Here is a 23,524-nt window from a genome sequence, read left to right on the forward strand (position 1 = left end):
CTATGAGCAGGAGGTACCTGAGCTATTTCGCAGATGTGACGACCAGGAAAACTGGCGTCACTTGTGTGAATTCTGAACGATCGTTGAAGATCGCTCGGCGCGGCGGAGTGGAATGCGGGGCCGGGCCACCAGCCAGCGGCTCAGCGGCGTCCGCAAGAGCAGGTCGACGACGACCAATGACAATGCCAACGTGACCACCACCAACGCGATGGACCGCAGCGCGGCCGAGTTGGGAAACCAGTCGAACAGTGCGGACATGAACCCGATCCGTGCCAGCACGTCCAGGATCAGTGGGTGGACGGCGAACACACCGAATGCGCGAATCGTCGCGATGCTGACCGCCCGCGCGCCCACCGAGCGGCCGGCGGCTCGCAGGTCGTCCCAGCCCATCGCCGCCAGCCACAACAGTGCGAGCCCGCCGATCAGCCACGGCAGGGTGGCAGGATTCCACGGTGTGTTGGCCTGCAGCGGGACGTCGCCCGGGGCGGTGGCCAGCAGATAGGCGGAGACGCTGAACGCGGTGCCGATCAATCCCGCTGCGATCACCCACACGACATGGTCGCGCAGCCACCGCTCGACGGCCTCATGGTGGTAAGCCGCGAGCGCGCCGATCGCGACGAACAAGGCGTACATCGGCAGCGTCTTCCACAGGTTCTCGTAGACGACCGTCCACGCGTCGCCGGTGGGCCGGGGGAGATACTGATACACCACGAACATCGACATCTGGATGGCCCCGGCCGCCCCGAGCACTGCCCAGTGGCGGTTCTCGGTGCGACGCAACAGCCACGCGATGGCCGGGAAGGCCAGATAGATCTGCATCGAGATCAGCAGGAAGTAAAGCTGATATTTGCCCTGCCCGTCGACCATGTTCACGGCGAGGTCGCCGAAGAACTGACCGGGTGAACCGAACGGGTTGCCGGCGATCACCAGGTGATCGGTGATCGCGTAGATGATCGTCCACAGCAGATAGGGCCAGACGACGAGCCCGAAGCGGCGACGCCAGAAGGTGCGCGGCGCCATCGGCCGGTCGCGAGTGCTGAGCACCAGCACGAACAGGGTCACCGCGACGAAGCCGTAGCGCGTCAGGTGCAGCAGGGTGCCGACGAGGTTGCTGGACCGGATGACGTCCGGGGTGGTGTTGATCCCGTTGATGCTGTGCGCGATCACGACGCCGGTGAACAGCAGGACACGGACCAGGTCGGCGGTGTGGGCGCGCGCAGCCTTCGCCGACGGCGGCGCAGTGGCGGCTGTGGCTGGGCTGGGTACCATCGTGGTGGTGCCGGGAGCGGAGACGCTGCCACGTGTCTCCGTCGGCGTCGTATCGGCGCCGTTGTGCAACTCCACCCCTCCTGGTCTTTCGACGGTCATGCGTCGCGCAGTTTACGGGCATTTCCTGGCAGGAGAATCAACAGATCTCACAGCCTGGCAGATTTTCGGTGGTCACAGCGGTGAACCGCACCGTAGTTGTGGTCTGGGACACAGGCGAGGTGGCGGTGACAGCCGCGCCTCGAGGTGCGGCCGGGGACTGGCGATCGACGCGCTCCCCGGGTGTCCGCAGCCCACGGACGCGTCCATCAGGGTCGGGTGTGGGGTGCCGTACACTCCACTGTGTTCGATCGGTCCGGTCGATCCGCTCTCGTAGCTCAGGGGATAGAGCACGGCTCTCCTAAAGCCGGTGTCGCAGGTTCGAATCCTGCCGGGAGCACAGCATAAGTGCAGGTAGATCGGTGTTTCTCCGATCATCCGGCCGTCTCGTGCCCTGTTCGTGCCCTCCGGCACCTGTCCGACATAGAACGACCCGACTCAGCGCGCCAACGCTGAACCGGGTCTCGGACACACGGAGCTGACCCGCATGAACCGTACTGATAACCGTAGCGCCGATCGCATCATCGCCCACGTATGGCGCGCCTTCCCCGACCTCTACCGTGCCGACGCCGACCAGGCAGACGGTTACATGGTCGCGGCCGAACACGTCGGCGACCTCCTCGACACGATCCAATCGGACGACGCTGCCGCTGACCGCGCCTATGTGCGCGCATCGCTCACCAGCCGCATCAATGATCTGACCGCCACCCTGCGGCCCTCCGCCGCGATTCGTGGCTCTGTGGACGCCTACCGGCGCGCTCTCGCTCTGCTCTGACCCGACCAGCCCCGGACGATTCGAGTCGTTCGCCGCGTCGTAGCGGCACCGGGGCACTGGTCGGCTATATGCAGAGTCCCGACCGTAATCCCGACCTGCTTCCAGTAGCTCAGTCGCACGCCTGGGACGTGCGCCACCGCCGCGCGATTGATCGCCGCCCGGCCGGTGCCATGACTTCGCCTTGCCGGTTCCCGGTGAGGCTATGAGTCGTGGCCGGACGCGATAGGGGCGTGGTTCGTGGGTCGATCGACCGGGATGGGGCAGAGGCTGGGCCACCCGTGTGAGGGTGTCGTCAGACCGCCTCGTTTCTAGCCTTGTTCTCGGCGGCAATGCTGAATGCACGCCCCAGTTTTAGAAGTGAGTTCCGGAGAGACCACAGGCGATCAAGAGTCCGATATAGTTCCTGCTCGGAAATCTGCACCGTGTGAGTGTTCTTCCTAGACCAGCCATCAGCGAACCACTCAAGTTCTCCTCGACCTTTTGGTTCACCGACCTTCCCACGCACTACAACGCGCAAACTGCGGTTCGGCCAGTCTCCGGTTACCTCGTCTACCCAAAGCATGTGTGCGAGCCGATTCCGGGCCGTATTGACTTTGTCGAACTGCGTCGCAAAAGCATCGATCGACCAATCCTCGATCCCGGCGGCCTCGATCGCTCTTCGAAGCGCAGGAACCAAGCGCTCGCGATCAGCGACTCCGTCGGGGCCAGCTTGGTGAAAGCACAGCCAATTCGCGCGCGAGACAACGTTCTCGTATGCGCCGATCATGTTTAGAACGGTCTGCTCAATTGCCCCTTGCGGCTGGAATGATTCTTGCTCTTTCAGTCTGTAGCGCCGCGTCCATTCAACAAAGTCATCCAAGTCGTCATGCTGGTCTCCCGTCATAACGGAGAACGGTACTGCGCAGATACGGAAATCGCGCGAATCTCACCAGCCTCGGCCGAGGTGCCAGGCCGCCCTCGGCAGATAGCATTAATGAGTGCGGTCCGGCGTACTAGCAAACAGCCGGAACGCAGAAGAGCGCCCCGCCAGCATTCCGCTAGCGGGGCGCTTTCCCGTCACTCATCCACTTGTCACACGCTCACGGTGTCGAGCACCACGACGCCCCCGGCCCGCAACACACTGACACCGGCGCGCAGCTCCGAACGCAACCGGATCAGGTTCGATCCGAAGTCGTCGCCCTGAGTGCCCCACTTCACGCGGACACCGGCCGCGTCGTAATCGACCCGGACAGCCGACTGGTCGAGCAGAACCGCCTTGCCGGTCGGCAGCGCAGTCGAAACCACGTACGGCACACCGTGCAGACGCTGCGCCGCCCGATCCACCGCCACGTTGCCCATGTCGAGTTGACCGCTGGTGTTGCGCTGCAAGCTGATCGCTTCGGCAGTCTCCGGCCGGATCACGAACACGTGCGGCACGTACCCGGCCGCTTCCATGACGGTGATCGCCTTGCGCGCGGTGGTGATCGGGTCGGTGTCGAACGCCTGCGCCTGCACACCGCTGGTGTTCAGGATGCCGGTCATGCTCGCCCCGGTGCCGTCGCCCGCGAGGACTTCGGCCTCGACCGCCTGCCGCAGCCCGTAGCGCATCTCAGCTTCCACGAACGCGGACAGTTCCGCGTTGTCGTAATTTTCGTACTCCGGGACGCCCTCGGAGATGTGCGCGATCACGCGCAGCTCGCCGTCCACCGACTCGACCGACACGGCCGAAGTCGCCTTCTGTCCTGACTGCCACGCCGCCGCCTGCAAGTCGCGCACAGTCTGACGCAGATAGCGGTAGGTCGGGCTGGTGTGCTGCTTGGTCGGCAGCACGTCCAGAAAGCTGGTCGGGATTCGCTGCTGCTCGATCGGCGACTGGTCTTCCAGCGGGACACCGACCACGGACGACCCGGACGACACGAGAGCCTTGGTACCGATACCGCCCAGCATGGCCTTGGCAGCCTTCGACGCGACAGCCTGCGACTTGCGGCCACTGAAGGCCAGGAACTTACGGCCCGCGACCGGTGCGGCCTTCTCGCCGTCCTCGTCCTGGACCGGCTCGCCACCCAACGCGGCCACCGCGTCGATCAGCGCCTTGGATTCCAGCGCCTTCGCAGCCTTGGCGTCGAACTCCTGGACAGCCTCGACCAGACCGGCCAGCTCCGCCTTGCCCTCATCGTTCAGCTCGCCCGCCTTGGCCTGCGCTACCAGTTCGTCGGCCTTGGTCTTGGCTTCTGCCCGCTCGTCACGGTTGTTGATCTTCACCTGCATGTCGTCACCCTTCGACTGTTCGGTGACGGACTCCCCGCCACCCTTCACATTGCTGATCGAGGTCGCCCGATTCGCACCCACCGGCACCACCGAAACCTCCAACAGCTCGAGCTCTTTCAGAACGTTGTGCCCGTTCTCGCGTTCGCTCTCACGCACCACATACCCGAACGAACACTCACCGATCCGACCATCCTTGACCAGCCGGAACGTCTGCGCGCCCTTCGGCCCGTCCATGTCGATCTGCACCGACGCCTTCAACCCGTGCTCGTCCTCGACCGCCTCGACCACATGCCCGACGCACATGTCCGGATCATCCGTCCTATGCCCGTAGTAGACCGGCACGTGTCGGCCCCGCTCGGCCCACTCCGCCAGCGTCTTCGCGAACGCGCCACGCTCGACCACATCACCGACCGAATCGACGTTGCCGAACACCGAGACGTACGCCTCGAACGTTCCAGCGTCGTCCTGGACGGCCTTGACCTCACCGACCGCCAGCTTGCTCCGCTTCATCTCTCACCCCACTATCTGAATCCGATTGCGCCACAGTCACACCCGCCGGTAGACGCAGATGGTCAGAACCTTCGATATGCGGCCGATTCATCATCGAACGGACCTCGCCCGGCGTGAGGATGCCCTCACGGACCGCAGCCACGTACTGCTCCATCTGCTCCGTCGAGCCTTCGAGCTTCTGCCGAACGTTGAACTCGACGTACTGGTCCCCGGTGTCGGCGAACCGTGGCACGAGAAACGCGTTCAACCGTGCCTCGATCTGCTTCAGGATCGGCCCGAGCGTGTCGCCGTACAGCATCCGCCGGAACTCGCGCACGTTCGAGTAGTTCGCGTTGTCGAGCACGCCGACCATCGTCGGATTGACCTGATACACACTGGCAACCGTCGTCAGAGCGAGCTTGGTTCCCTCGACGTAATCCTCGTCCTTCGCGCTGAATCCGAGTCGGTGTAGCTGCATCCCTTCTTCGAGAATCGGCACCCCGCCAACCTTGCGCCCATCGCCCGTGTAGACGGCCTTCCAATATCCCTTGAAACGGGCGCGCGCCTCATTCGACCAGTCCGGCGCCTCAGCCGGACGGGTGATGTACGAGCCGACACGACCACCGTTCTGCCACAGCTGCTCCCGGAACGTCTGCGCGTGAATCTGCTCCGACAGAATCGACTTCAACGCAAGAACCGGCGACGAACCAACCCTCTGATCGGTTGGATGCCAAGCGCGCAACTCGATCACCTGGTCGGCCGGAATCTCAATCCGTCGACCCGAATCATTCGGCTCGATCACATACACGCCGACCGCGAACGCCGTCGAGTCTCTGGTGTCCACCACCCACTGTTCAGCGATCGGCCAGAGTGCGCCCGGCTGCCCCGACTCATCGACACCGACCCACGTCAGGCTGCGCCCGTACAGCGCGAGTGACGCCACGATGCCGTACACCAGCTCATAGGTCGTCTGGTGCGGATTCGGCCGTGCCAACAGTGCGGCCAGCCCGCCGTCCCGGACACGCTCACGGCCGTCATCGTCGGTGCGCTCGAACACGTGTAGCCCGAGTTGCGCCACGTTGCGCGCCAGGAAGTCGATCACCGTCCGCAGGTGCGGCTGCTCCCGGTACAGCTCGGCCGGACTCTTATCGAGCACCGTTGCCGCATCATGGGTCAGCGGCTCGTCCAGCCCGTAGGCCCGTCCGTGCTTCGGTGCCTGCCACGGCCACCGCATCAGCGCACCGCCGATGCCTCGGCCGCGAGTTCGCGCCGCACCCGGATCGCTTCGGCCACCGCCACCCGATCGCCCTGGTGGTCACAGTCGAACGATTCCACGACCAGATCGCAGAGACCGGCCACCAACTCGTGGTAGCCCGATGCCCGCTCGAATACGTCATCAGTCGCCCGCTCAAACGCCCGTCGATCGCCCTTCGAGAACGCGAGCGCCGCCGTCAACGCCTGACAGCGACCCCGGTTCGTTGCTTCCATCCGTTCCATATGGTCAATACCTCCAATAGATGCCGAAAGGCGCCCAGAATTGATCTGAGCGCCCGGAATGGCTTGGTTCTGTTCAGTTGTCAGGCCCGGCTGCCTCGCGCGCGCACGCGCCCGATGGGCCTAGGGTCGCAGGGGAGAGGACGCCAACCAGCGGCTCGCCTCCGGCCTCCCGGCTTCCTCGTGATCGAGCCACCCCCTACGTGAGGGGCCACGCACGACAACAGGCGTGGCCCCAGGGGCTGATTACTGCTCAGTTGCCCGAAGTAGCACGCGAGCGAGTGCCCGTGCCTGGTCTTGGCTCAGCATCACGTGGCCCGTGAGAGTGTCGGGTGCGACCGCATAGCGTCGAGGGTTGACGCGAATCTCAACTGCTTCGTTGGGAAAGTTGTGGTCGTGATGCTCGACCACGGTGGCTACGCCTTCGAGGTCGGCGAGGTCGGCGGCTGCGCGAAGCTGGTTTGCGTAAGTCATGGTCGTTTCTCCGTGATGTTGGATGGTGGGCTTGTTCGCTATCTCAATGCCGGCGGTTCACGATCCTTCGCCGGACCGCAGTCGGCGCAGTAGTTCGTTCCGCGCCTGGTGGCTCTGTCGCTGTCGGTCTGTGATGGTTTCGCGTCGGTTGCGGTGAGTGTTGCGCACGATCGCTTTCAGGTTGTGGTTGATGCTGCCCATCGGTCAGTCCTTCCGTGTGGTCAGTCGCTTACAGGTTCGCCAGGACGCCGGGATTCGCAGCCTCACGGTTGATCCAGTCGCCAAACACTGCGTTCCAGTTCGGCCTGCTCTCGCCGCTGTCCGCGAAGTGCGTAGTGAACGTGTCGGCCAGCGCGTCGAGGTCCACGCCCTTCGCGACCGCTTGCCCGTGGTGCGTTGCAGTCGGCTGCCAGTCTCCGGGCAGTTGCAGGGATACCGTCAGCTGCGCTGACGAAGTATCTTGTACTTCTTCCCTTGGACTTCTTAGGTGTTCACTTCCTGCACAAGGCTGTTGTTCAGATTCTGAACAACCCGGCACTACGTCAGCACTCAGCCGCTCCGCCTGCCGATCTGTGAATCTGCCTTCACGCGTCAGGTGGTAGATGAATCCGAGCGGTCGTGCCCCCGATCGCGGCCGGACAGGTTGCGCGATGAGCCAACGAGCATCTTGCAGTTCAGTGAATGCCTTCCGAACCGTGTTCCGCGAGCGTGCAAGCTGCTCCGCTGCCCGATTCTGTGAAATGCGGTAGTTCTCGTTGTGCGACCACAGCCACAGTGCGATCGACCGCGCGCTATCACTGAGTGAGATGTCGCGAGAGAGTGCGAGCGGTGCGGCCTGGTACGGCGCTTGCAGCGTGCCGTGATACTTGATCGGCTGGCCGGTGACTTCAGGGCTCAAAACAGTTCCCCCTGACGGTACTTGCGCATCGCTTCGTCGTAGTCGCGCATATTCTGCTCGTGATCGTTGCGTGGGTCGCTGTCGCCGCCGTGGTAGCGGCCCGCCTCGATCTCGGCGTCAGTCGCCAGCCGCAGGTCCGGCCCGGCCTCGGCCAGCTCGGCGTTCCGCAGCATCCACGTGAACAGGTCGCCCGGACCTCGGCACACGGTGCCGCGACGGTGCGCCCGCTGCGCTGCCCCCTTCGACCACGCTGTCCCGGACTCGTGAACGTACGCCGTCCAGTCCCAACCGGCGGGCACATCGGTGGCGCCGCATGGGCAGGTGAACGTGACTCCGGTCTTCACTGGTGTGTCTCCTGTCGTGCTCGCTCGTAGGTGTCAATGCGGTCCTGTATCTGGTCGGCCAGTGCGTAGAACGCGGTCGCCCCAAGGTCCACCGTCGTGATCTCCTGCCCGCGTGGGTCTCTGACGCGCACTCGGAATCGGTGGCGTGGTGGCCCGCCGCGCGGTCGGTTCTTCTGTCGGTAATGAACGTCGATACGGTCAGGCATTCGCGGCCTTCGATGGTCGGCCCGACAGCGTTTCATGGCGCTCAATCGCCCGCTGCCGCCACGCCTTCAGGTCATCGGTGTGAATCATGCGGATCAGCCGCCCGCCGCGTTCCTGCGCAACTGAGGGCATCCCGTCGCCGATCCATTTGTCGATGGTTCGCGGGCTGCGTCCGATGTGCTCGGCAGCAACGGTTCTGGTGAGGTAGGGCATGGGGTATCGCCTCCTTGTGGTGAGTGGTGGCGTGGGCAAGCGGTGGCCGCGAGAAGTGTGCGAAGACACGGCACCGCTCAACCCCACGCACTATGAGAATGAGTTACAGGCGTTCGTCGCAGTTTCCGCGCCGATACAACTCATCCTCGGCACGCTCCGCAGCCTCCGCAGCCGCCCGCATCTCAGCCCGCCGCCGACGCACCGCCTCCGCCTTGTCCGCCTTGCGCCGCTCCGCATCCGAATACGCCTTCGCCCGCTGCTCGTCCGTCGCCCGCAGACCACGCCCAGGACCGGCGACATGTAGCTGGTTCGCCTTCCGTCGCTTCATCTCACGACTCGCAGCCCGCAGACTCCCACGGTGGTAGTAGGTGCGCCACCGGCCGTCTGCCAGCTTCACCCGGTACGCCTTCACCAGACCGTCACGCCGCCACGTCCACAGCGACGTTCGGCCCCGACCGATGTAGCGTTGCGCCGCCAGCTCGGACAGGCACCGCTCGCCGTTGATCCGGCGTTCGTCGTAGTCACTCATCAGACGCCCGCCATGAACTGATCGAGTTCGCGCCGGTCAATGCGGATCAGTCGCGGACCGGCCCGCCGCGCCGTGAGTCGGCCGTCGCTGATCCACCGGCGGATCGTCTTGGTGCAGACGCCAACCTCGGTCGCGGCCTGCTGAATCGACAGATAACGTGCAGACATAGTTGCTCCATGCGTGATTGGACCCGCTCTAGTGCAACGGGTCTCGTCTGTGCAGATGGTGCGAAGTGGCCTATGTCTGTCGGTGCGGTTGGCTTACCGTCGCCTACATGCGCACGGTGCCCGCTATGTCCACTTGCTTCATTGACTCTAACCCGGCGACCCGACCACTTCCGGCCCGCCAGAACACAACACGGCCAAGAATGCAGGTCACAGACCCGCGCAGTATCAGAATTGAGACTCGGCTACGGTGCGTCGCCCCCGGCCAGCTCCGACAACCGCGCCGCGATCGCCACATCAGACGACTCGGCCGCGTGCATATACCGCAACGCCGCAGCCGTCGATTGGTGACCAAGCCGCCGCTGCAACTCCGGCACCGTCGCCCCGGCCGACGCCGCCCACATCGACCCCGCGTGCCGCAGATCATGCAACCGCAGATCATCCCGGCCGATCTTCTCGCGCGCCGCCTGCCAGTGATAGCGCAACGTCCACTCATCCACGATCCCGCCGACGTTGCCCTCAGCCACCGACGCGAACACCAGCGCCGCCCGGCCCTTGCCGACATGCTCGCCCAGGTGCTCGACCACGGCCGCGTGCAGGTGCGGAGGGACCGCCACCGTCCGCTCGCGGCCCGACTTCGGCGTATCTACCACCGGCTGACCCTTCACGAACGTCACGCCGCGACGCACATAGAGCAGACTGCCGTCCGGCTCCACGTCCATCCGCCGCAACCCCAACAGCTCACCGCGACGCATCGCGCACCACGCCGCCAGGACAACCAGCAACCGCAGCCGATCCGGCATCCCGTCGGCCAACGTCGAGACCTCGGCAGGGGAGGGAACCGTGATCGTCCGCTGCCGCTTCGTCACTCCCGCGCCCTTGATCCGGCACGGGTTGCGATCCAGTAGCCCGTCCTCGACAGCCGATTCGAACACCGTCCGCAGCCACGCATACACCCGCGCATTGCGGGTCGCACCGTCCGACTTGCCCGCGCTGGTGTCCCGGACCTCGGCCCACCATTCGCGCACGTCCGCCACAGTCACCTCACCGACCGGCATATCGGCCAGCTCCGTGCCCTCGAAATGCACCCGCAGATAGCTCTGATACTGCGCCCGCGTGGACGCCTTGACCGCGCGCTGTTCGTTCCACCGCCTCGCGTACTCGGCCACCGTCAGCGATCGGGCACGCTCGGTCGTCTGCCGCCTGTCCGGCGACTTCCACACGTCCATCTCGATCAAGCGTTCCTCGGATCGCAGCCACCCGAGCGCATCGTCTTTCGCCGCCCACGTTCGCGGCCCCGAGTACCGCACCGCGTCTGGCCCGATGTAGCGCGCTTGGTAGCGGCCGGACGGCAGTTTGCGCACTGAGCCGAATCGGCGCCGCTCGTCCGTGCCCACTATGTGCCCTCCAAGACTCCTGACGTGTCGTTCCGTGTCCACTGTAGGGCACGTGGTACGGTGGCGATTACCTGCTAGAACGCGAGTTTTCGCAGGTCAACAAGTGAAAGCGTCGGGCAGGGTCATGAGGTTCGAATCCTGCCGGGAGCACTGTGACATTCTTGCCGACCTCCGGTCGGTGTGCGCCCACTGTGTAGTTTGACAGAGATTCACGCGGGCGCACTATGACATCCCTGCCGACCTCCGGCCCGGGTGGTCGCCGACCGAGATCGTCATCGCAGCCACCACGATCCCCAACACCACCCCGATGAGAGTGTCGGCGACCCGGTCGATCGCTGCTTGCGGGCTGAGGCCGGCACTCACGGCGATGAGCAGCAGCGCCATCGGAGTCACCGCCAGCGAGGTGACCGCGTAGTTCACCGGCGCCCAGATCTCCGCGATGACCTGACACGCCACGATCGCGATCACCGCACCCCAGTAGCCGAGACCCATACCCAGCAATGCCGCGGCGACGACGGCGCCGACGATGTTGCCGAGGAGGCGTTGTACGCCGCGCTGGACGGTCAGGTGATAGGAGACACCCTGCATCGCGGCGAGGGCGCCCATCGCGGCCCACATCGGATGTGAGAAACCGATACCGACGGCGATGGCGGCACTCGCCGCAGTGGCAACCACGATTCGACCGCTGTTGATCAGCAAGTCGGGCTGTGGCCGACGGCGCAACGTGCGCCAGAGGGAGTGGTAGTGCACCGGTGTCGAGTCGATGGCCGTCGCGCGGTACCGGCGCCAGATCCACGGTGCCAGCGATGCCCCCGCGCCGACAACGGTGCCCAGTGCTGTCGCGGAAAGTGCGCGCGTGAGATCCGTTGCGTCGTCAGTGAATCCCGTGGCGGCATTGGCCGCGAACACGAAGACGATCGCGCCAGGGCCGGTGATGTGCAGGGCGGCGACCCCGAGCGCGGCCGCGCCTGCCAGTACCGAGATGGCGGCGATCTCGGCTGCCACCGGTGCGTCGGTGAGGCCCAGGACTGCGCCGACGCCCACCGACGTGACGATCCCGATCGCGAGCACTGCGAGACGACCGGCGCGGACCCGAAATGGATCCGCGCGGCAGAATGCGGCGATCAGAGCGCCCAACGCAGCGAGGCCGGCGACGTCGCGGTGCCCGGTCATCCCGCCGATGACGAGTGTGCAGGCCACCGCGAATCCCACCCGTAGCGGCGCGGCGACGCTCAGACGTGCGAGGTCTGCCGACAGCGTGGCCCGCCACACCGACGGCCGGAGCGCATGCGTCAGCGCGTCGTGACGGGCGCGCGCGTGTTCGACGAGGGATGTGGTCATGTCGTTACTTTATCACTATTTTAGTAGTGAAATAAATCGACGCGAGCCGGCAGGGCCTACGATGACGGCTGTGACCGGCCCAGAAGTGCCCGACCTCGTCGATCGGATTCAAGCCGAGTGGGCGAAGGCATACCCCGAGTTCGATATGCGCCCGATCGGCATCCTGGGCCGCATCCAGCATATTGCCACCGCGAGCAGCCACCACCTCGACCGCCAGCTCGAGCCGCATGGGGTGTCGAGATCGGAGTACGACGTGCTTGGAGCGTTGACTCGCTCTCCGCGGCCGCTCCGGGCCAGCGAGGTGGTCTCCACGACGATGCTCAGCGGCGCCTCGATCACCAAGATCACCGAAAATCTCGCCCGCCGCGGGTTGCTGGTGCGCCGGAAGTCCGAGCGCGACGGGCGGGTGGTGCTGCTCGAACCCACCGACGCCGGGCGGGCACTGGTCGACGCCGAACTACCGCGTCGTCTCGCCGACGACGAGGTCGCGTTGTCGGGGTTGACTGCGCACGAGCGGGAGTCACTGGCCGCGCTGTTGCGAAAAGTGTCGGCGGCGGTGCACGGCTGATCGGGTCGCTGACGGCGCCTGGCCTGCGGGGCATAGTGGACGCATGGAGCTCTACGACATCATGCGGACCACCTTCGCAGCGCGACAGTTCACCGACGACCCGCTACCCGACGACGTGCTGTGGCGCATCCTCGACAACGCGCGGTTCGCCCCCAGCGGCGGCAACCGTCAGGGAGCCCACATCATCGTCATCCGTGATGCCGAGATCAAGCAGCGTCTCAGCGAACTGGGTGAGCCGACGGTCCGACGCTATGTGGCGCAACGCAACGCGGGCGAGAACCCGTGGAATCCCGTTGTACCGACCGCAGTTGCGCCTGACATCATCGATGAAACCGCTGTCCCAGCGAGTTTCGTCGAGCCGATTCGCCGAGCTCCGGTGGTACTAGTTGTGTCGGTGGATCTGGGACGCGTTGCCGCGGTGGATCAGTTCCTCGACCGGGTGGGTGTGGTCAGTGGGGCGAGCGTCTACCCACTGGTCTGGAACATCCTGCTGGGTGCCAGAGCGGAGGGGTACGGCGGCAATCTCACGTCCATGGCGATCGCCCAGGAGCCGGCCGTCCGGGACCTGCTCGGATTACCGGCCGACCACGCGGTGGCAGCCGTCGTTCCGATCGGAAAACCGGTGAAACAGTTGACGAAACTGCGTCGACAGGCGGTCGACGAGTTCGTCACGATCGATCAGTACGACGGACCTGCTTTCCGGGGCTGACCGTGGCAGGCCGCACCGATGCGATCGCAGCGACAACGCCTGCGGCAGCAATCGCGGCAAACCCGAATCCGAGAAATCGTGCCGACGTGACCGCCGGGTTCGCGCCTGTGGAGACCGTCGCACCGACGCTCACGAGCAGTCCGGCCATCGCGGATCCGAAGGTGTTGGCGACCATCTGCACCGTGTTGACTCCGGCCGACGCCCGAGCCGCCTCGGTGTCGTCGCGGGTGATGGTCATGGCGGCGGTCGCGATGTGCGGGAACGCCATGCCGATGCCTGCTCCGGCGACGAACAGCGCGAGGAACCAGGCGGCGATGACCCCAGGGGTCGAAGCGAATTGGAGCGCTCCGTACCCCGCGAGACCGGCGCCGAGAACGCCCGGGCCCAGAATCCGCACCGCGGTGGCCCGCTCGCCGTTGGCCCACGTGGTGCTGGTCAGTTGCGCACTCGACCATCCCCAGGACAGGGCCGCCCCGAGCATGCCGGCGACCAGCGGTGGCATCCCGGCGATCTGCTGGCCGAACAGCGGAACAAAACCCTCGGCGGTCGAGCCGATGGCCAGCACCGCGATCGAGACGTATATCCACTTGAGGGGGTTGCCGATACGGTAGGTCAACCGCGGCAGTAATCCGGCGTCACCGCGACGGTCGACCACGATGAAGCCGATCGACAGCGCGGCCGCCACACCCAGGAGGATCAGTGGCACCCGTAACCCGTCTACGATGCCGGCCACCGACACGCAGACGGTGGCGGCTACGAGCCAGCCCAGCGAGGCCACCGGCAGTGACGCGGCGTCGGACTCAGCGCGCCGCCCCGCCGGCAACGCCCGCACCAATCCGCCCATCGCGGCAGACGCGATCACCAGCAGCCAAAAGGAACCCCGCCAAAACCCGACCTGGGCGAACAAGCCGCCCAGCAGCGGCCCGATGAGGTTGCCGACACCCCACATCGCTGATGCGAAACCCACGGCTCGCACCCAGAGGCGTTCGGGCAGTGCCACCCGGATGACAGCGAAGGACAGGCCCGTCAGCAGTCCGCCGCCCAGTCCCTGCAATCCGCGGCCAAGCAGCATGACCGGCATCACCGGACTCAGGGCACACACCAGCGAGCCGACACCGAACAGTCCGAAGGCCACGCGATATGCACCCCGCGCGCCCCAATGGGACAGCGTTCGCGTCACCAACATCGACGAGAACACCGAGGTGATCAGGAAGACCGTCATTACCCAGGCGTAGAGACGCTGGCCGCCGATCTCGGCAACGGCGGTCGGCAATGATGCCGCAGTCAGGTAGGTGTTGATGGCGAACACGGCGATGCCGCCTGCGAACACCGTGACCGCAGCGCGGTGACCACGGTCAAACAGTTCCCGCCAGGTTCCGGGTGTGGCAGAGTCGGGTGCGCCGGAACCGGGGGGCGTCGAGCGATCCTGATCCGGCATGTTCCGACGGATATCGGACCGTCGGGGTGTGGTCAAGAAGCAACCGGGAGGAAACAATGGGGACGATCCGCCACAGTTCGTCGGTGGAGGTGCCACGTGATCGGGTGTTCGCTTACATCAACGATCATCAGAATGTGCCGAATTTCTTCTTCGGGGTCACCAGATTCGTCCCGGTGACCGAGGCCACCGACGGCGTCGGATCGCAGTTCGCGGTAACCATGAAAGTGGGTCCCAAGACTCTGACCTCGACTGTGGAAACCGTGGAATGGGTCGAGAACGAACTCATTCGGCTTGAATCGGTCGAGGGATTCTCGGCCAACACCACCTGGAACTTCGTCGACGCCGGGGCCGGGACTCAGGTCGATGTCGAGTTCGTCTACACATTGCCGGGTGGCCTGGCCGGACGTGCCCTCGGCAGCCTGGTGGAACCGTTCGCCGGCCAAGCTGTCCGGCAGACCGACAAGAATCTCGTCGAGCAGGTTTCCCGGCTCGCCTGACGCAGGTGCTGCGGTCCGGAAATGGCGTCGCAGAATGTATTTGCGTCACAGATCGGCCAAAAATCCGCCTACGCGCAGCAGTGCAATGACAAGTCCTTACGTCTTGGTGCGAATTTGCCTGCGCGCGTTTACCGGTTGTCGGAGTGATATCGGTGTATGTTCGACTGGCAAATGAAACAGATTGGTATCTTGGGCGGTTCGTGCCGCCGTGGATGACAGGACCGATAGAACTTCGATGATGACGGAGTCGGGGTGCCATGATGACGAGAACGCGCAGACGAACACAGCGGACGGCCGGAATCGTGCTCGGCGCGACGATCGTGGCGAGTCACGTGCTCTTCGTGGCGTCGCAGGCCGGCGCGAATCCCATCGGTGTTGGTGCCTCCGGCGCTGACACGAATGCCGCCGACGAGACCGAGGGCAGCGACTGGTGGTGGCTGCTGGTCCCGTTCCTGCTCATTCTCGTGGGTCTGCTCCTGATCTGGTTGTTCACCACGTTCCGGCAGTCTGCAGCGCCGCGGGCGGCCGCCACCGCGGAGCAGCCCGACGGTGAACCGGTCGCGGCCGCCGCCCAACGTCTCGACGAGGTCGGTCCGGAGGCCGCCGCGCCAGTCGAGAGCTTCCGGACGAAGCCGGCTGAGCAGGCAGAATCCGCGGCCGATGATGAGGTGACGATGGGCGAACCGCCCGCAGGGCTGCCATCGGAGGTGGAGTCGTCCGCGGCAGACAGCGGGACGGCGGACACGGTGGCAGCGGCCACCGGACCGGCGCCCGCGCAATCAGCCTCCGGTGCGGTGGCGGCGTCGGGCTCGGGTGACGGGCCCGCCACGGAGGTCAGCGATCTGACGATGCCGCTGTCCCTGGAAGAGCTCATGGCCGAGGACCTCAGCGAGGTCATGGCCCCGCCCGACGACGCGGAGTTGGGATTCGGTTCGGCACAGTCGGCCTCCGGAGACGGTGTCGGGTCGTATTACCGCGACGGTGAGAAGACCCCGGTGCCGCTCGGTGCGCACCTGCCCCTCGTCGACTCCGACCGCGCACCCGACGGCTACCCGGTGAAGGCATCGGCGTCCTCGGGCACGTATCACTTACCGGGGTCGTCGACCTACGATGCGGTGGCGCCCGACATCTGGTTCGCCAGCGAGTCGGCGGCGGCCGCGGCGCGCTTTCGTAGGTCCGACGCCGACTGACCGGCGTCGGCGACCGACGCGCTACGGTGTTCGTCGTGGGTGCATCACATTCCAAGGTCGTGCTGGTCACCGGGGCATCGAGCGGCATCGGGGCCGAAGTCGCGCGAGCGTTCGTCGAACGGGGTCACACCGTCTACGGCACCAGTCGACATCCCGAGACCGTGGCCGACCCGATCCGCGGTGTCAACTATGTCGCACTCGACAACGCCGACTACGACAGTGCCGAGGCATGTGTGGCGAAGGTCGGGGTGATCGACATCCTGGTCAACAACGCCGGCGAGAGCCAAGCCGGTGCACTGGAAGACACCTCGATGGAGTCGATCGAGAAACTGTTCGCGGTCAACGTCTTCGGGCCGATCGCATTGACGAAAGCGGTGCTGCCCGGTATGCGGGAGCGTGGCGCCGGCACCGTGGTGATGGTCGGATCGATGCTGTCCAGCTTCCCGGTGGCCTTCCGGTCCAATTACGCCGCAACGAAATCCGCGTTGAAAGCGTTTGCCTTCGCGACTCGTCGCGAGGTCGCCCCATATGGCATCCGAATGATCTCAGTGGAGCCCGGCACGATCGCCACCGGTATCGGCGACCGGCGCAGCATCCACATCGGCGAGCACTCGCCGTATGCCGCCGAATACCAGACGTTGGCTGCCGCCACCCGCAAGAACGAAGACGCGGGGATCGATGCGGCCACGATGGCCCGGGTCATTGCCGACGCAGCTCTGGCCGAACACCCGAAACCGTTCTACGCCAAAGGCAATCAAGCCGGCTTGGTCTTCGCCTTGCGTCGTTTGCTGCCGCGCCAGTTCATCCTGGACATGACCGCACGCAAACACGGTCTTCCCAGGGTGCGGAGCTGAGCAATGATGCGGATCACGCTGCGGGTCATCGGCATCGGGCCCGGCAACCCGCGCCAACTCACGCTCGAGGCCGTCGACGCCCTGGCCGACGTCGATGTGTTCCTGCTTCTCGACAAGGGACAGACGAAGCAGTCGCTGGCCGATGCGCGACGGGAGATCCTGGCCCGGCACGCCGCGCCGACCCACCGCGTCGTCGAGGTCGTCGACCCGCCTCGTGATCGCAGCCCTGACAACTACGACGCCGAGGTCAGGCGCTGGCATCGGGCTCGCGCTGCCGTCCTCTCCGACGTGCTGACCGACGAACTCGTCGACGGTGGGGTCGCCGCCTTCCTGGTCTGGGGTGACCCAGCCCTCTACGACAGCACATTGCGGATCGTCGACGATCTGTGCGAACACTCCGAACTCGACATCGATGTCCGGGTGGTGCCCGGTGTGACCAGCGCCAGTGCGCTCACCGCCGCACATCGCATCACGGCCAACCGCATCGGGGAACCCATCCACATCACCACCGGGCGACGGCTGGCCGATACTCCGGTGGGCGCGGACGCCAACCAGATCGTCATGCTCGACGGCGATCTGACCTTCCGGCACACGGCAGACCCCGACGACCACATCTGGTGGGGAGCCTACGTGGGCACCGACGACGAGATCTTGATCTCCGGTCGCGTCGCCGACGTCGCCGAGCGGATCGTCACCGCCCGTGCGCAGGCCCGCGAGCGGATCGGATGGATCATGGACATCTATCTGCTGCGTAAGTCGTGACTTCCGCGGCCGCCGCCCTCACCAGATCTCGTCGATCACACCGAGAAGGTCATCGCGGATCTCCTTGCGGCAGATGACAAAATCCGGCATGTAAGGCTGGGGTCGGTTGTAGACGATGGGCGTCCCGTCGAGACGGCTGCAATGCAGACCCGCAGCCTGGGCGACACCCACCGGCGCGCAGTTGTCCCACTCGTACTGTCCGCCGGCGTGCACATACGCGTCGACGTCACCGCGCACCACCGCCATCGCCTTGGCACCGGCCGAACCGATGCCGATCATGCTCAGCGACAGTCGCCGCGACACCCATGCGCTCTCGTACGAGCCACCGTACCGAGACGCCGCCATGCGTCCGGTGAGCGGACCATCGGGCGCTGTGACGGTGTCGGATCGAAAAACCTCGCCCACCGCCGGCAGTGCGACGGCGGCATCGGTCACCCGTCCGTCGTGGGTCAACGCGACGTGGACAGCCCAGTCAGCGGAGCCGGCGGCGAACTCGCGCGTGCCGTCGAGCGGATCGATGATCCACACCCGCTCGGTGGTGGCTCGGTCACCGATGTCGGCGCCTTCCTCCGACAGCACCGCATCATGCGGACGATGGCGCACGACGACATTGGCGATCCATGCCTGGGCCATCGCGTCGCCGACGTCCCCGAGATGGCGTCCGGTCAGTAGGTCACCATGTCGGACGCCGAGAAGGATCTGACCCGCGCCCTCGGCGATGTGAGCCGCCAGGTCGGCGTCGGAAAGGCGCGAGATCATCCGTCTACTAGAGCACACTGGAGACATGCCTGAGCTTCCTGAGGTGGCGGCGATCGCCGACTACGTCGACGGACGAGCCGCCGGACTCCCGATCCGACGGGTCGACGTGGCCTCGCTGGCCGTGCTGAAAACCGCAGACCCGCCGTACAGCGCACTGGCCGGACGCATTGTCGAATCGGTCAGCCGGATCGGTAAGTACCTGATCATCCGGACCATGCCGGGACCCGACACCGCGAACTCTCCCGACCCGGTGATCGTGATGGTGATCCACCTGTCGCGGGCCGGTTGGCTGCGCTGGAGTGATGGCCTCTCGCAGACGCCACCGCGACCCGGGGGCAAGGGGCCGATCGCGTTGCGCGTGCATTGCGGGCTGCCCGGTGAAGGTTTCGACGTCACCGAGGCCGGCACGCAGAAACGTCTGGCCGTCTGGATCGTGCGTGAGGTCGGCGAGGTGGATCGCATCGCCACACTCGGACCAGATGTGCTCGCCGTCGGTCGCGACGAATTCGGCGCCATTCTGTCCGGCACGACCGGACGGATCAAGAACGTGCTGACCGATCAGCGTGTGTTGGCCGGTGTCGGCAACGCCTACTCCGACGAAATCCTGCACACGGCCAAGCTGTCGCCGTTCGCGTCGGCCAAGTCGCTGAGCTCCGAGCAGATCGATGCCCTGTACAACGCGGTGCACTCAGTGCTGACCGACGCCATCGGGCGTCTGGAAGGTCAGACGGTGGCGAGGCTGAAATCGGAGAAACGCACCGGTTTACGGGTGCACGCCCGCACCGGACTGCCGTGTCCGGTGTGCGGTGAGACGATTCGCGAGGTCGCCTTCGCCGACCGGTCGTTCCAGTACTGCCCGACGTGTCAGACCGGCGGAAAGGTATTGGCCGACCGTCGGATGTCGCGGTTGCTGAAATGAGTCGCGGTGTACGGCTCCTCGTCGTCGACGGCACCGGAATCGTCGAGACCGACCCGCGCATGCTCCGCGACGGCAACACCAGGTCTCCCCGGTAGGTTGGGGAACCGTGACCGCAACGACACGGCAGAGGATCCTGATCACCGGCGCGAGTTCCGGACTCGGCGAGGGAATGGCCCGCCGGTTCGCCGCAGAGGGCCGCGCGCTGGCATTGTGTGCCCGGCGGCTCGATCGTCTCGACGAGCTGGCCTCCGAGCTGCAACCCGCCGCTGCCCAGGTGGTCACCGCGCAGCTCGACGTGACCGATACCGAATCGGTTGCACCGGTTTTCGCGCGGCTCGCCGACGAACTCGGTGGTCTGGACCGGGTCGTCGTCAATGCCGGGTTGGGCAAGGGAGCGCCCATCGGTACGGGCAATGCGGCCGCGAACATCGAGACCGTGCAGACGAACCTGGTGGGTGCGCTGGCACAGGTCGAGGCCGCTCTCGAGATCTTTCGGGCACAGGGCCGCGGGCATCTGGTGCTGGTCAGTTCGATGAGCGCGATCCGCGGTCTGCCGAAAGCCCAAGCCGCCTATTCGGCATCAAAGGCGGGACTCTCCGCTCTGGGGCAGGGCCTCCAAGCCGAATTCGCCGATTCGCCCATCAGCGTCTCCGTGCTGCTGCCCGGCTACATCGAGACCGACATCAACCGCGGTGTGCGGACCGCGCTGATGACCGACACCGACACCGGCGTCGCCGCGATGGTCGCGGCCATCGAGAAGGAATCGGCATGGGCTCCGGTTCCGGCGTGGCCATGGCGACCGATTGCGCTGGCATTGCGCCATCTCCCGTCAGCCATCACTCGCCGAATGGTGTGACAAGGCAGATCAACCCGCGCCCGACGTCGACGGTGCCGCGGACGCCCCGGGCAGTGCCCATGACACCGGCGCCCGCTGGTAGTCCAGCGACACGTCCGATGTCGTGTCGGCCCAATAGATCACCTGCTCGACTCGCTCGCCGGCGTCGGCCACCGAGATCAGGCAGGTGCTGTACGACTCGCCGCGGCGCATCCGTTCGGGCGGTGCGGTGTCGGGACAGTCGGTGAGCCCCGGGACCGGCGCGCGGGTCAGGGTGGGCGCCCGACCGTCGGGACTGCCGCTGAGTCCGATGACCGACGGGGCCGCCGTCGGCCGCCGGGTCAGCGACGTCACCGTCACGTAGAGGAAGTACGGCGTGCCCCCGTCGCTGATGTCGTCTGGGACGCCTTCGGCCGGGGTGATTCCGGTAACGGTGAACATCGCACGCGGCCCGGTTGCGTCGAACGCATCCGCGGGTAGTACGGCGGTGTCCCCGAAGTCCAGGGCAGTGCCGGGGGCGGTGCCCTCGACCGGACCGGCCGGAACGGTCACCGCTGCGGTGGTGGGCACCGACGTCGGTGTGGGTGTTTCGGTCGATGTGGAGGTGGCGCAGCCGGGGACGACCAGCGTGCCGGCTGCGATCATGGCGACGACCACACGCCGCGTCGGCGACAGGGTCCTCGTAAGTGGCCTCACGATGCGTAAGGTAGCCGATGTGTCGGCCAAGCAGGGACAGGTTGTGGCTCATGGCGCGTTCCAGGTGTTCGGGGAGCGGCGCCAGGGTGAGGTCAGCGAGGTGTTGACGGACGTCTTCGGGCGCGATGACGTCTCGGCGTTGGGTGCGGACTGGCGGGGCATCGTCTATTTCACCCTCGACGAGGATGACGAGATCCCGGCGGACACGGTGGTCGGCTTCGATCCGTCCAGTGGCAGCAGTGGCCCGCTCGCGTCGGTGGGCGAGGTCCTCGCTGCGGTCCGCAACGGTGACATCGCGGATGCGGTGGATGCGGCGAGTTTCGACGCGTGGCGCACCGCCACCGGTCAACGCTCGATCGACATGGGCGACTGTGTGCCGCCGTCGGTGCACGAATTCATGGGTGGAGACCCCGCCGAGCGATCAACCGAACCCCAGGATCTGGTCACGTTCATCGCGGTGGCCGCCGCACTGATGGGGCGCCTCGAACAGCTCGGGGTACAGCCGGGCGACGAGATACCCGACGAAGTCTTCGACGAATCCCGTTGGCAGTAGCGTCCCCTGACTCCTGACGAGCCATGCGCTGGCCGACCCTTGCCCTGATCGCTGAGGAACGAGGCGCAAGCCGAGTGTCACGAAGGGCACTCAGGCCGAGCGGCCGCGGTGGGTGCGGTACCACCGCACCAGCTCGTCGGTCGACGAATCGCCTTGTGCCGCCGGAGATGCCTCATCGACGATGACGCCAAGCAGTTCCTTTGCCTGGGTCTTTCCGAGTTCGACACCCCATTGATCGAACGGGTTGATGCCCCAGATCGCTCCTTCGACGAACACCTGATGCTCATAGAGAGCCACCAGCTGCCCGATCACCGACGGCGTCAGCTTCGGGGCGAGGATCGAGGTGGACGGCCGATTGCCGGGCATCACCTTGTGGGCCACCACATTCGGAGCTACACCTTCGGCGGCGATCTCGTCTGCGGTCTTGCCGAAGGCGAGCACCTTGGTCTGCGCGAAGTAGTTGCTCATCAGTAGGTCGTGCATGGAGCCGGTGCCGTCGGCGGTGGGTAGGTCGTCGGTGGGTTCGGCGAAGCCGATGAAGTCTGCCGGCACCATCCGGGTGCCCTGATGGAGTAGTTGGTAGAACGCGTGCTGTCCGTTGGTTCCGGGCTCGCCCCAGAAGATCTCACCGGTCTCGGTGGTCACATGATGCCCGTGGGCGGTGACCGACTTGCCGTTGGACTCCATGGTCAGCTGCTGCAGGTATGCCGCGAAGCGCGCCATGTCGTTGGAGTAGGGGAGTACCGCCCGAGTCTGCGCATCCCAGAAGTTGTTGTACCAGAGTCCGATCAGACCGAGCAGGACCGGCGCGTTGCGTTCCAGCGGGGCAGTCCGGAAGTGTTCGTCGACGATGTGGAAGCCGTCGAGGAACTCGGCGAACCGCTCCTTGCCGATCGCCGCCATCACCGACAACCCGATCGCGGAGTCCACCGAATAGCGCCCGCCCACCCAGTCCCAGAAGCCGAACATGTTTGCCGTGTCGATGCCGAACTTCGCGACCTCGTCGGCGTTGGTGCTGACCGCGACGAAATGTCTGGCCACCGCATCGGGGCCGGCGCCCAGGGCGTCGAGCAGCCAGGTACGTGCGGCGGCGGCATTGGTCAACGTCTCCAGGGTCGTGAACGTCTTGGAGGCGATGATGAACAGCGTTGTCTCCGCATCGAGGTCGGCGAGGGTCCCGACCATGTCCGCGGGATCGACATTGGAGACGAAGTGACACCGGATGTCGGTGTCGACGTAGTGCCGTAGTGACTGATACACCATCACTGGTCCGAGGTCCGAGCCGCCGATACCGATGTTCACGACGTCGGTGATCTTCTTGCCGGTGTGGCCCCGCCACTCGCCACTGCGGAGGCGGTCGGTGAATTCGCCCATCGCGGTGAGGACTTCATGTACGTCGGCGACCACATCCTGACCGTCCACGGTGAGGGTGGCGTTGGCGGGCAGTCGAAGTGCGGTGTGCAGGACCGCACGGTCCTCGGAGGTGTTGATGTGTGCGCCCGCGAACATCTCGTCGCGGCGCTCCTCGAGACCGGCTTCGCGCCCCAGACTGCACAGCAGCTCGATGGTCTCCCGAAGCACCCGATGCTTGGAGTAGTCGATGTGCAGGTCGCCCACGTCGAGGGTCAATTCGCGTCCGCGGTCCGGGTCGACCGCGAAGACCTCACGCAGGTGCATGGCGAACACGTGGGGCTGATGTGCGGCGAGAGCCTGCCAGGATGCGGTGGCGGTGATGTCGTCGTGGTCACTGATCTCGAGGTCGCTGCCGGAGACGTCGCTCATGGTTTCACCCTATGCTGTCGGGACCCGC

Annotated in this window: 27 protein-coding genes and 1 tRNA gene; 11 read left to right on the forward strand and 17 right to left on the reverse strand. The window is 65.7% G+C overall.

What is annotated here, in order from left to right:
- Positions 1–57: 57 nt before the first annotated feature.
- Complete coding sequence (locus tag ACIGKQ_RS03900) at positions 58–1,368, reverse strand: acyltransferase (RefSeq protein ID WP_396572393.1); 1,311 nt, start codon at positions 1,366–1,368, stop codon at positions 58–60.
- A gap of 264 nt (positions 1,369–1,632) precedes the next feature.
- Here ACIGKQ_RS03900 and ACIGKQ_RS03905 point away from each other — a divergent pair.
- Both ACIGKQ_RS03905 and ACIGKQ_RS03910 read left to right on the forward strand, forming a co-directional pair.
- Positions 1,633–1,705, forward strand: a tRNA-Arg gene (locus ACIGKQ_RS03905).
- 147 nt (positions 1,706–1,852) lie between these two features.
- Positions 1,853–2,140: a hypothetical protein gene (locus ACIGKQ_RS03910; protein WP_396572395.1), complete on the forward strand. Its 288-nt coding sequence runs from the start codon at positions 1,853–1,855 to the stop codon at positions 2,138–2,140.
- 292 nt (positions 2,141–2,432) lie between these two features.
- Here ACIGKQ_RS03910 and ACIGKQ_RS03915 read toward each other — a convergent pair whose 3' ends face one another.
- The 12 genes from ACIGKQ_RS03915 to ACIGKQ_RS03970 form a co-directional block, all read right to left on the reverse strand.
- Positions 2,433–3,023, reverse strand: a complete 591-nt coding sequence (locus ACIGKQ_RS03915) for a hypothetical protein (RefSeq protein ID WP_396572397.1) — start codon at positions 3,021–3,023, stop codon at positions 2,433–2,435.
- A gap of 188 nt (positions 3,024–3,211) precedes the next feature.
- A complete protein-coding gene (locus ACIGKQ_RS03920; protein ID WP_396572399.1) occupies positions 3,212–4,897 on the reverse strand; it encodes an HK97 family phage prohead protease in 1,686 nt (561 codons plus the stop codon).
- The gene (locus ACIGKQ_RS03925; protein ID WP_396572400.1) at positions 4,869–6,110 is read right to left on the reverse strand and encodes a phage portal protein; all 1,242 of its coding nucleotides are present in this window, start codon (positions 6,108–6,110) and stop codon (positions 4,869–4,871) included. The genes ACIGKQ_RS03920 and ACIGKQ_RS03925 overlap by 29 nt, the downstream gene beginning before the upstream one ends.
- Positions 6,110–6,364, reverse strand: a complete 255-nt coding sequence (locus ACIGKQ_RS03930; protein ID WP_396572402.1) for a hypothetical protein — start codon at positions 6,362–6,364, stop codon at positions 6,110–6,112. Before ACIGKQ_RS03930 ends, ACIGKQ_RS03925 begins: the two co-directional genes overlap by 1 nt.
- Before the next feature lie 252 nt (positions 6,365–6,616).
- Entirely contained in the window at positions 6,617–6,844 is a 228-nt protein-coding gene (locus ACIGKQ_RS03935; RefSeq protein ID WP_396572404.1) for a hypothetical protein, read from the reverse strand.
- A 229-nt stretch (positions 6,845–7,073) separates the two neighbouring features.
- Positions 7,074–7,742 carry a hypothetical protein gene (locus ACIGKQ_RS03940; protein WP_396572406.1) on the reverse strand — a complete coding sequence of 223 codons (669 nt, stop codon included), beginning with the start codon at positions 7,740–7,742 and terminating at the stop codon, positions 7,074–7,076.
- Positions 7,739–8,086 carry a hypothetical protein gene (locus ACIGKQ_RS03945; protein ID WP_396572408.1) on the reverse strand — a complete coding sequence of 116 codons (348 nt, stop codon included), beginning with the start codon at positions 8,084–8,086 and terminating at the stop codon, positions 7,739–7,741. The genes ACIGKQ_RS03940 and ACIGKQ_RS03945 overlap by 4 nt, the downstream gene beginning before the upstream one ends.
- A gap of 198 nt (positions 8,087–8,284) precedes the next feature.
- Complete coding sequence (locus ACIGKQ_RS03950; RefSeq protein ID WP_396572410.1) at positions 8,285–8,503, reverse strand: hypothetical protein; 219 nt, start codon at positions 8,501–8,503, stop codon at positions 8,285–8,287.
- 103 nt (positions 8,504–8,606) lie between these two features.
- Complete coding sequence (locus ACIGKQ_RS03955) at positions 8,607–9,032, reverse strand: hypothetical protein (RefSeq protein ID WP_396572412.1); 426 nt, start codon at positions 9,030–9,032, stop codon at positions 8,607–8,609.
- Positions 9,032–9,199 (reverse strand): helix-turn-helix domain-containing protein, encoded by a 168-nt coding sequence (locus ACIGKQ_RS03960; protein WP_396572414.1) that lies wholly within the window; start codon positions 9,197–9,199, stop codon positions 9,032–9,034. Before ACIGKQ_RS03960 ends, ACIGKQ_RS03955 begins: the two co-directional genes overlap by 1 nt.
- 242 nt (positions 9,200–9,441) lie before the next feature.
- Positions 9,442–10,593 (reverse strand): tyrosine-type recombinase/integrase, encoded by a 1,152-nt coding sequence (locus ACIGKQ_RS03965; RefSeq protein ID WP_396572416.1) that lies wholly within the window; start codon positions 10,591–10,593, stop codon positions 9,442–9,444.
- Between the two features lie 222 nt (positions 10,594–10,815).
- Entirely contained in the window at positions 10,816–11,934 is a 1,119-nt protein-coding gene (locus ACIGKQ_RS03970; RefSeq protein ID WP_396572418.1) for an FUSC family protein, read from the reverse strand.
- A gap of 70 nt (positions 11,935–12,004) precedes the next feature.
- Here ACIGKQ_RS03970 and ACIGKQ_RS03975 point away from each other — a divergent pair, with 70 nt between their 5' ends.
- Complete coding sequence (locus tag ACIGKQ_RS03975) at positions 12,005–12,502, forward strand: MarR family winged helix-turn-helix transcriptional regulator (protein ID WP_372475334.1); 498 nt, start codon at positions 12,005–12,007, stop codon at positions 12,500–12,502.
- Positions 12,503–12,545: 43 nt separating this feature from the next.
- Complete coding sequence (locus tag ACIGKQ_RS03980) at positions 12,546–13,211, forward strand: nitroreductase family protein (protein WP_235725503.1); 666 nt, start codon at positions 12,546–12,548, stop codon at positions 13,209–13,211.
- Here the strand turns inward: ACIGKQ_RS03980 and ACIGKQ_RS03985 are convergent.
- Positions 13,171–14,649 carry an MFS transporter gene (locus tag ACIGKQ_RS03985; RefSeq protein ID WP_235725505.1) on the reverse strand — a complete coding sequence of 493 codons (1,479 nt, stop codon included), beginning with the start codon at positions 14,647–14,649 and terminating at the stop codon, positions 13,171–13,173. The two genes, ACIGKQ_RS03980 and ACIGKQ_RS03985, sit on opposite strands and share 41 nt — an antisense overlap.
- Before the next feature lie 56 nt (positions 14,650–14,705).
- On the opposite strand from ACIGKQ_RS03985, the gene ACIGKQ_RS03990 reads away from it, so the two are divergent.
- The 4 genes from ACIGKQ_RS03990 to cobF all read left to right on the forward strand — a co-directional run bounded on the left by ACIGKQ_RS03990 (position 14,706) and on the right by cobF (position 17,952).
- Complete coding sequence (locus ACIGKQ_RS03990; protein WP_235725506.1) at positions 14,706–15,146, forward strand: SRPBCC family protein; 441 nt, start codon at positions 14,706–14,708, stop codon at positions 15,144–15,146.
- A 257-nt stretch (positions 15,147–15,403) separates the two neighbouring features.
- On the forward strand, positions 15,404–16,336 hold the full coding sequence (locus ACIGKQ_RS03995; RefSeq protein WP_396572419.1) for a hypothetical protein: 933 nt from the start codon (positions 15,404–15,406) through the stop codon (positions 16,334–16,336).
- A gap of 35 nt (positions 16,337–16,371) precedes the next feature.
- Complete coding sequence (locus ACIGKQ_RS04000) at positions 16,372–17,190, forward strand: SDR family oxidoreductase (RefSeq protein ID WP_396572421.1); 819 nt, start codon at positions 16,372–16,374, stop codon at positions 17,188–17,190.
- A 6-nt stretch (positions 17,191–17,196) separates the two neighbouring features.
- Positions 17,197–17,952, forward strand: a complete 756-nt coding sequence (gene cobF, locus ACIGKQ_RS04005) for a precorrin-6A synthase (deacetylating) (RefSeq protein WP_396572451.1) — start codon at positions 17,197–17,199, stop codon at positions 17,950–17,952.
- Positions 17,953–17,970: 18 nt separating this feature from the next.
- Here cobF and ACIGKQ_RS04010 read toward each other — a convergent pair whose 3' ends face one another.
- Positions 17,971–18,711 (reverse strand): 3'(2'),5'-bisphosphate nucleotidase CysQ, encoded by a 741-nt coding sequence (locus ACIGKQ_RS04010; protein WP_235725511.1) that lies wholly within the window; start codon positions 18,709–18,711, stop codon positions 17,971–17,973.
- A 25-nt stretch (positions 18,712–18,736) separates the two neighbouring features.
- On the opposite strand from ACIGKQ_RS04010, the gene ACIGKQ_RS04015 reads away from it, so the two are divergent.
- Both ACIGKQ_RS04015 and ACIGKQ_RS04020 read left to right on the forward strand, forming a co-directional pair.
- Positions 18,737–19,630, forward strand: a complete 894-nt coding sequence (locus ACIGKQ_RS04015; RefSeq protein WP_287015062.1) for an Fpg/Nei family DNA glycosylase — start codon at positions 18,737–18,739, stop codon at positions 19,628–19,630.
- A 106-nt stretch (positions 19,631–19,736) separates the two neighbouring features.
- Entirely contained in the window at positions 19,737–20,486 is a 750-nt protein-coding gene (locus ACIGKQ_RS04020; RefSeq protein WP_328713103.1) for an SDR family oxidoreductase, read from the forward strand.
- Between the two features lie 9 nt (positions 20,487–20,495).
- Here the strand turns inward: ACIGKQ_RS04020 and ACIGKQ_RS04025 are convergent, their stop codons facing one another.
- A complete protein-coding gene (locus tag ACIGKQ_RS04025) occupies positions 20,496–21,161 on the reverse strand; it encodes a hypothetical protein (protein WP_266059850.1) in 666 nt (221 codons plus the stop codon).
- 1 nt (position 21,162) lies between these two features.
- On the opposite strand from ACIGKQ_RS04025, the gene ACIGKQ_RS04030 reads away from it, so the two are divergent.
- On the forward strand, positions 21,163–21,714 hold the full coding sequence (locus ACIGKQ_RS04030) for a hypothetical protein (protein WP_235725518.1): 552 nt from the start codon (positions 21,163–21,165) through the stop codon (positions 21,712–21,714).
- Positions 21,715–21,804: 90 nt separating this feature from the next.
- On the opposite strand, the gene pgi is transcribed toward ACIGKQ_RS04030, so the two are convergent.
- Positions 21,805–23,496: a glucose-6-phosphate isomerase gene (gene pgi / locus ACIGKQ_RS04035; RefSeq protein ID WP_235725520.1), complete on the reverse strand. Its 1,692-nt coding sequence runs from the start codon at positions 23,494–23,496 to the stop codon at positions 21,805–21,807.
- Between the last annotated feature and the right edge of the window lie 28 nt (positions 23,497–23,524).

Origin of the sequence: Gordonia sp. NPDC062954 (genome assembly GCF_044543825.1) — a bacterium.
Taxonomy (GTDB): domain Bacteria; phylum Actinomycetota; class Actinomycetes; order Mycobacteriales; family Mycobacteriaceae; genus Gordonia; species Gordonia tangerina.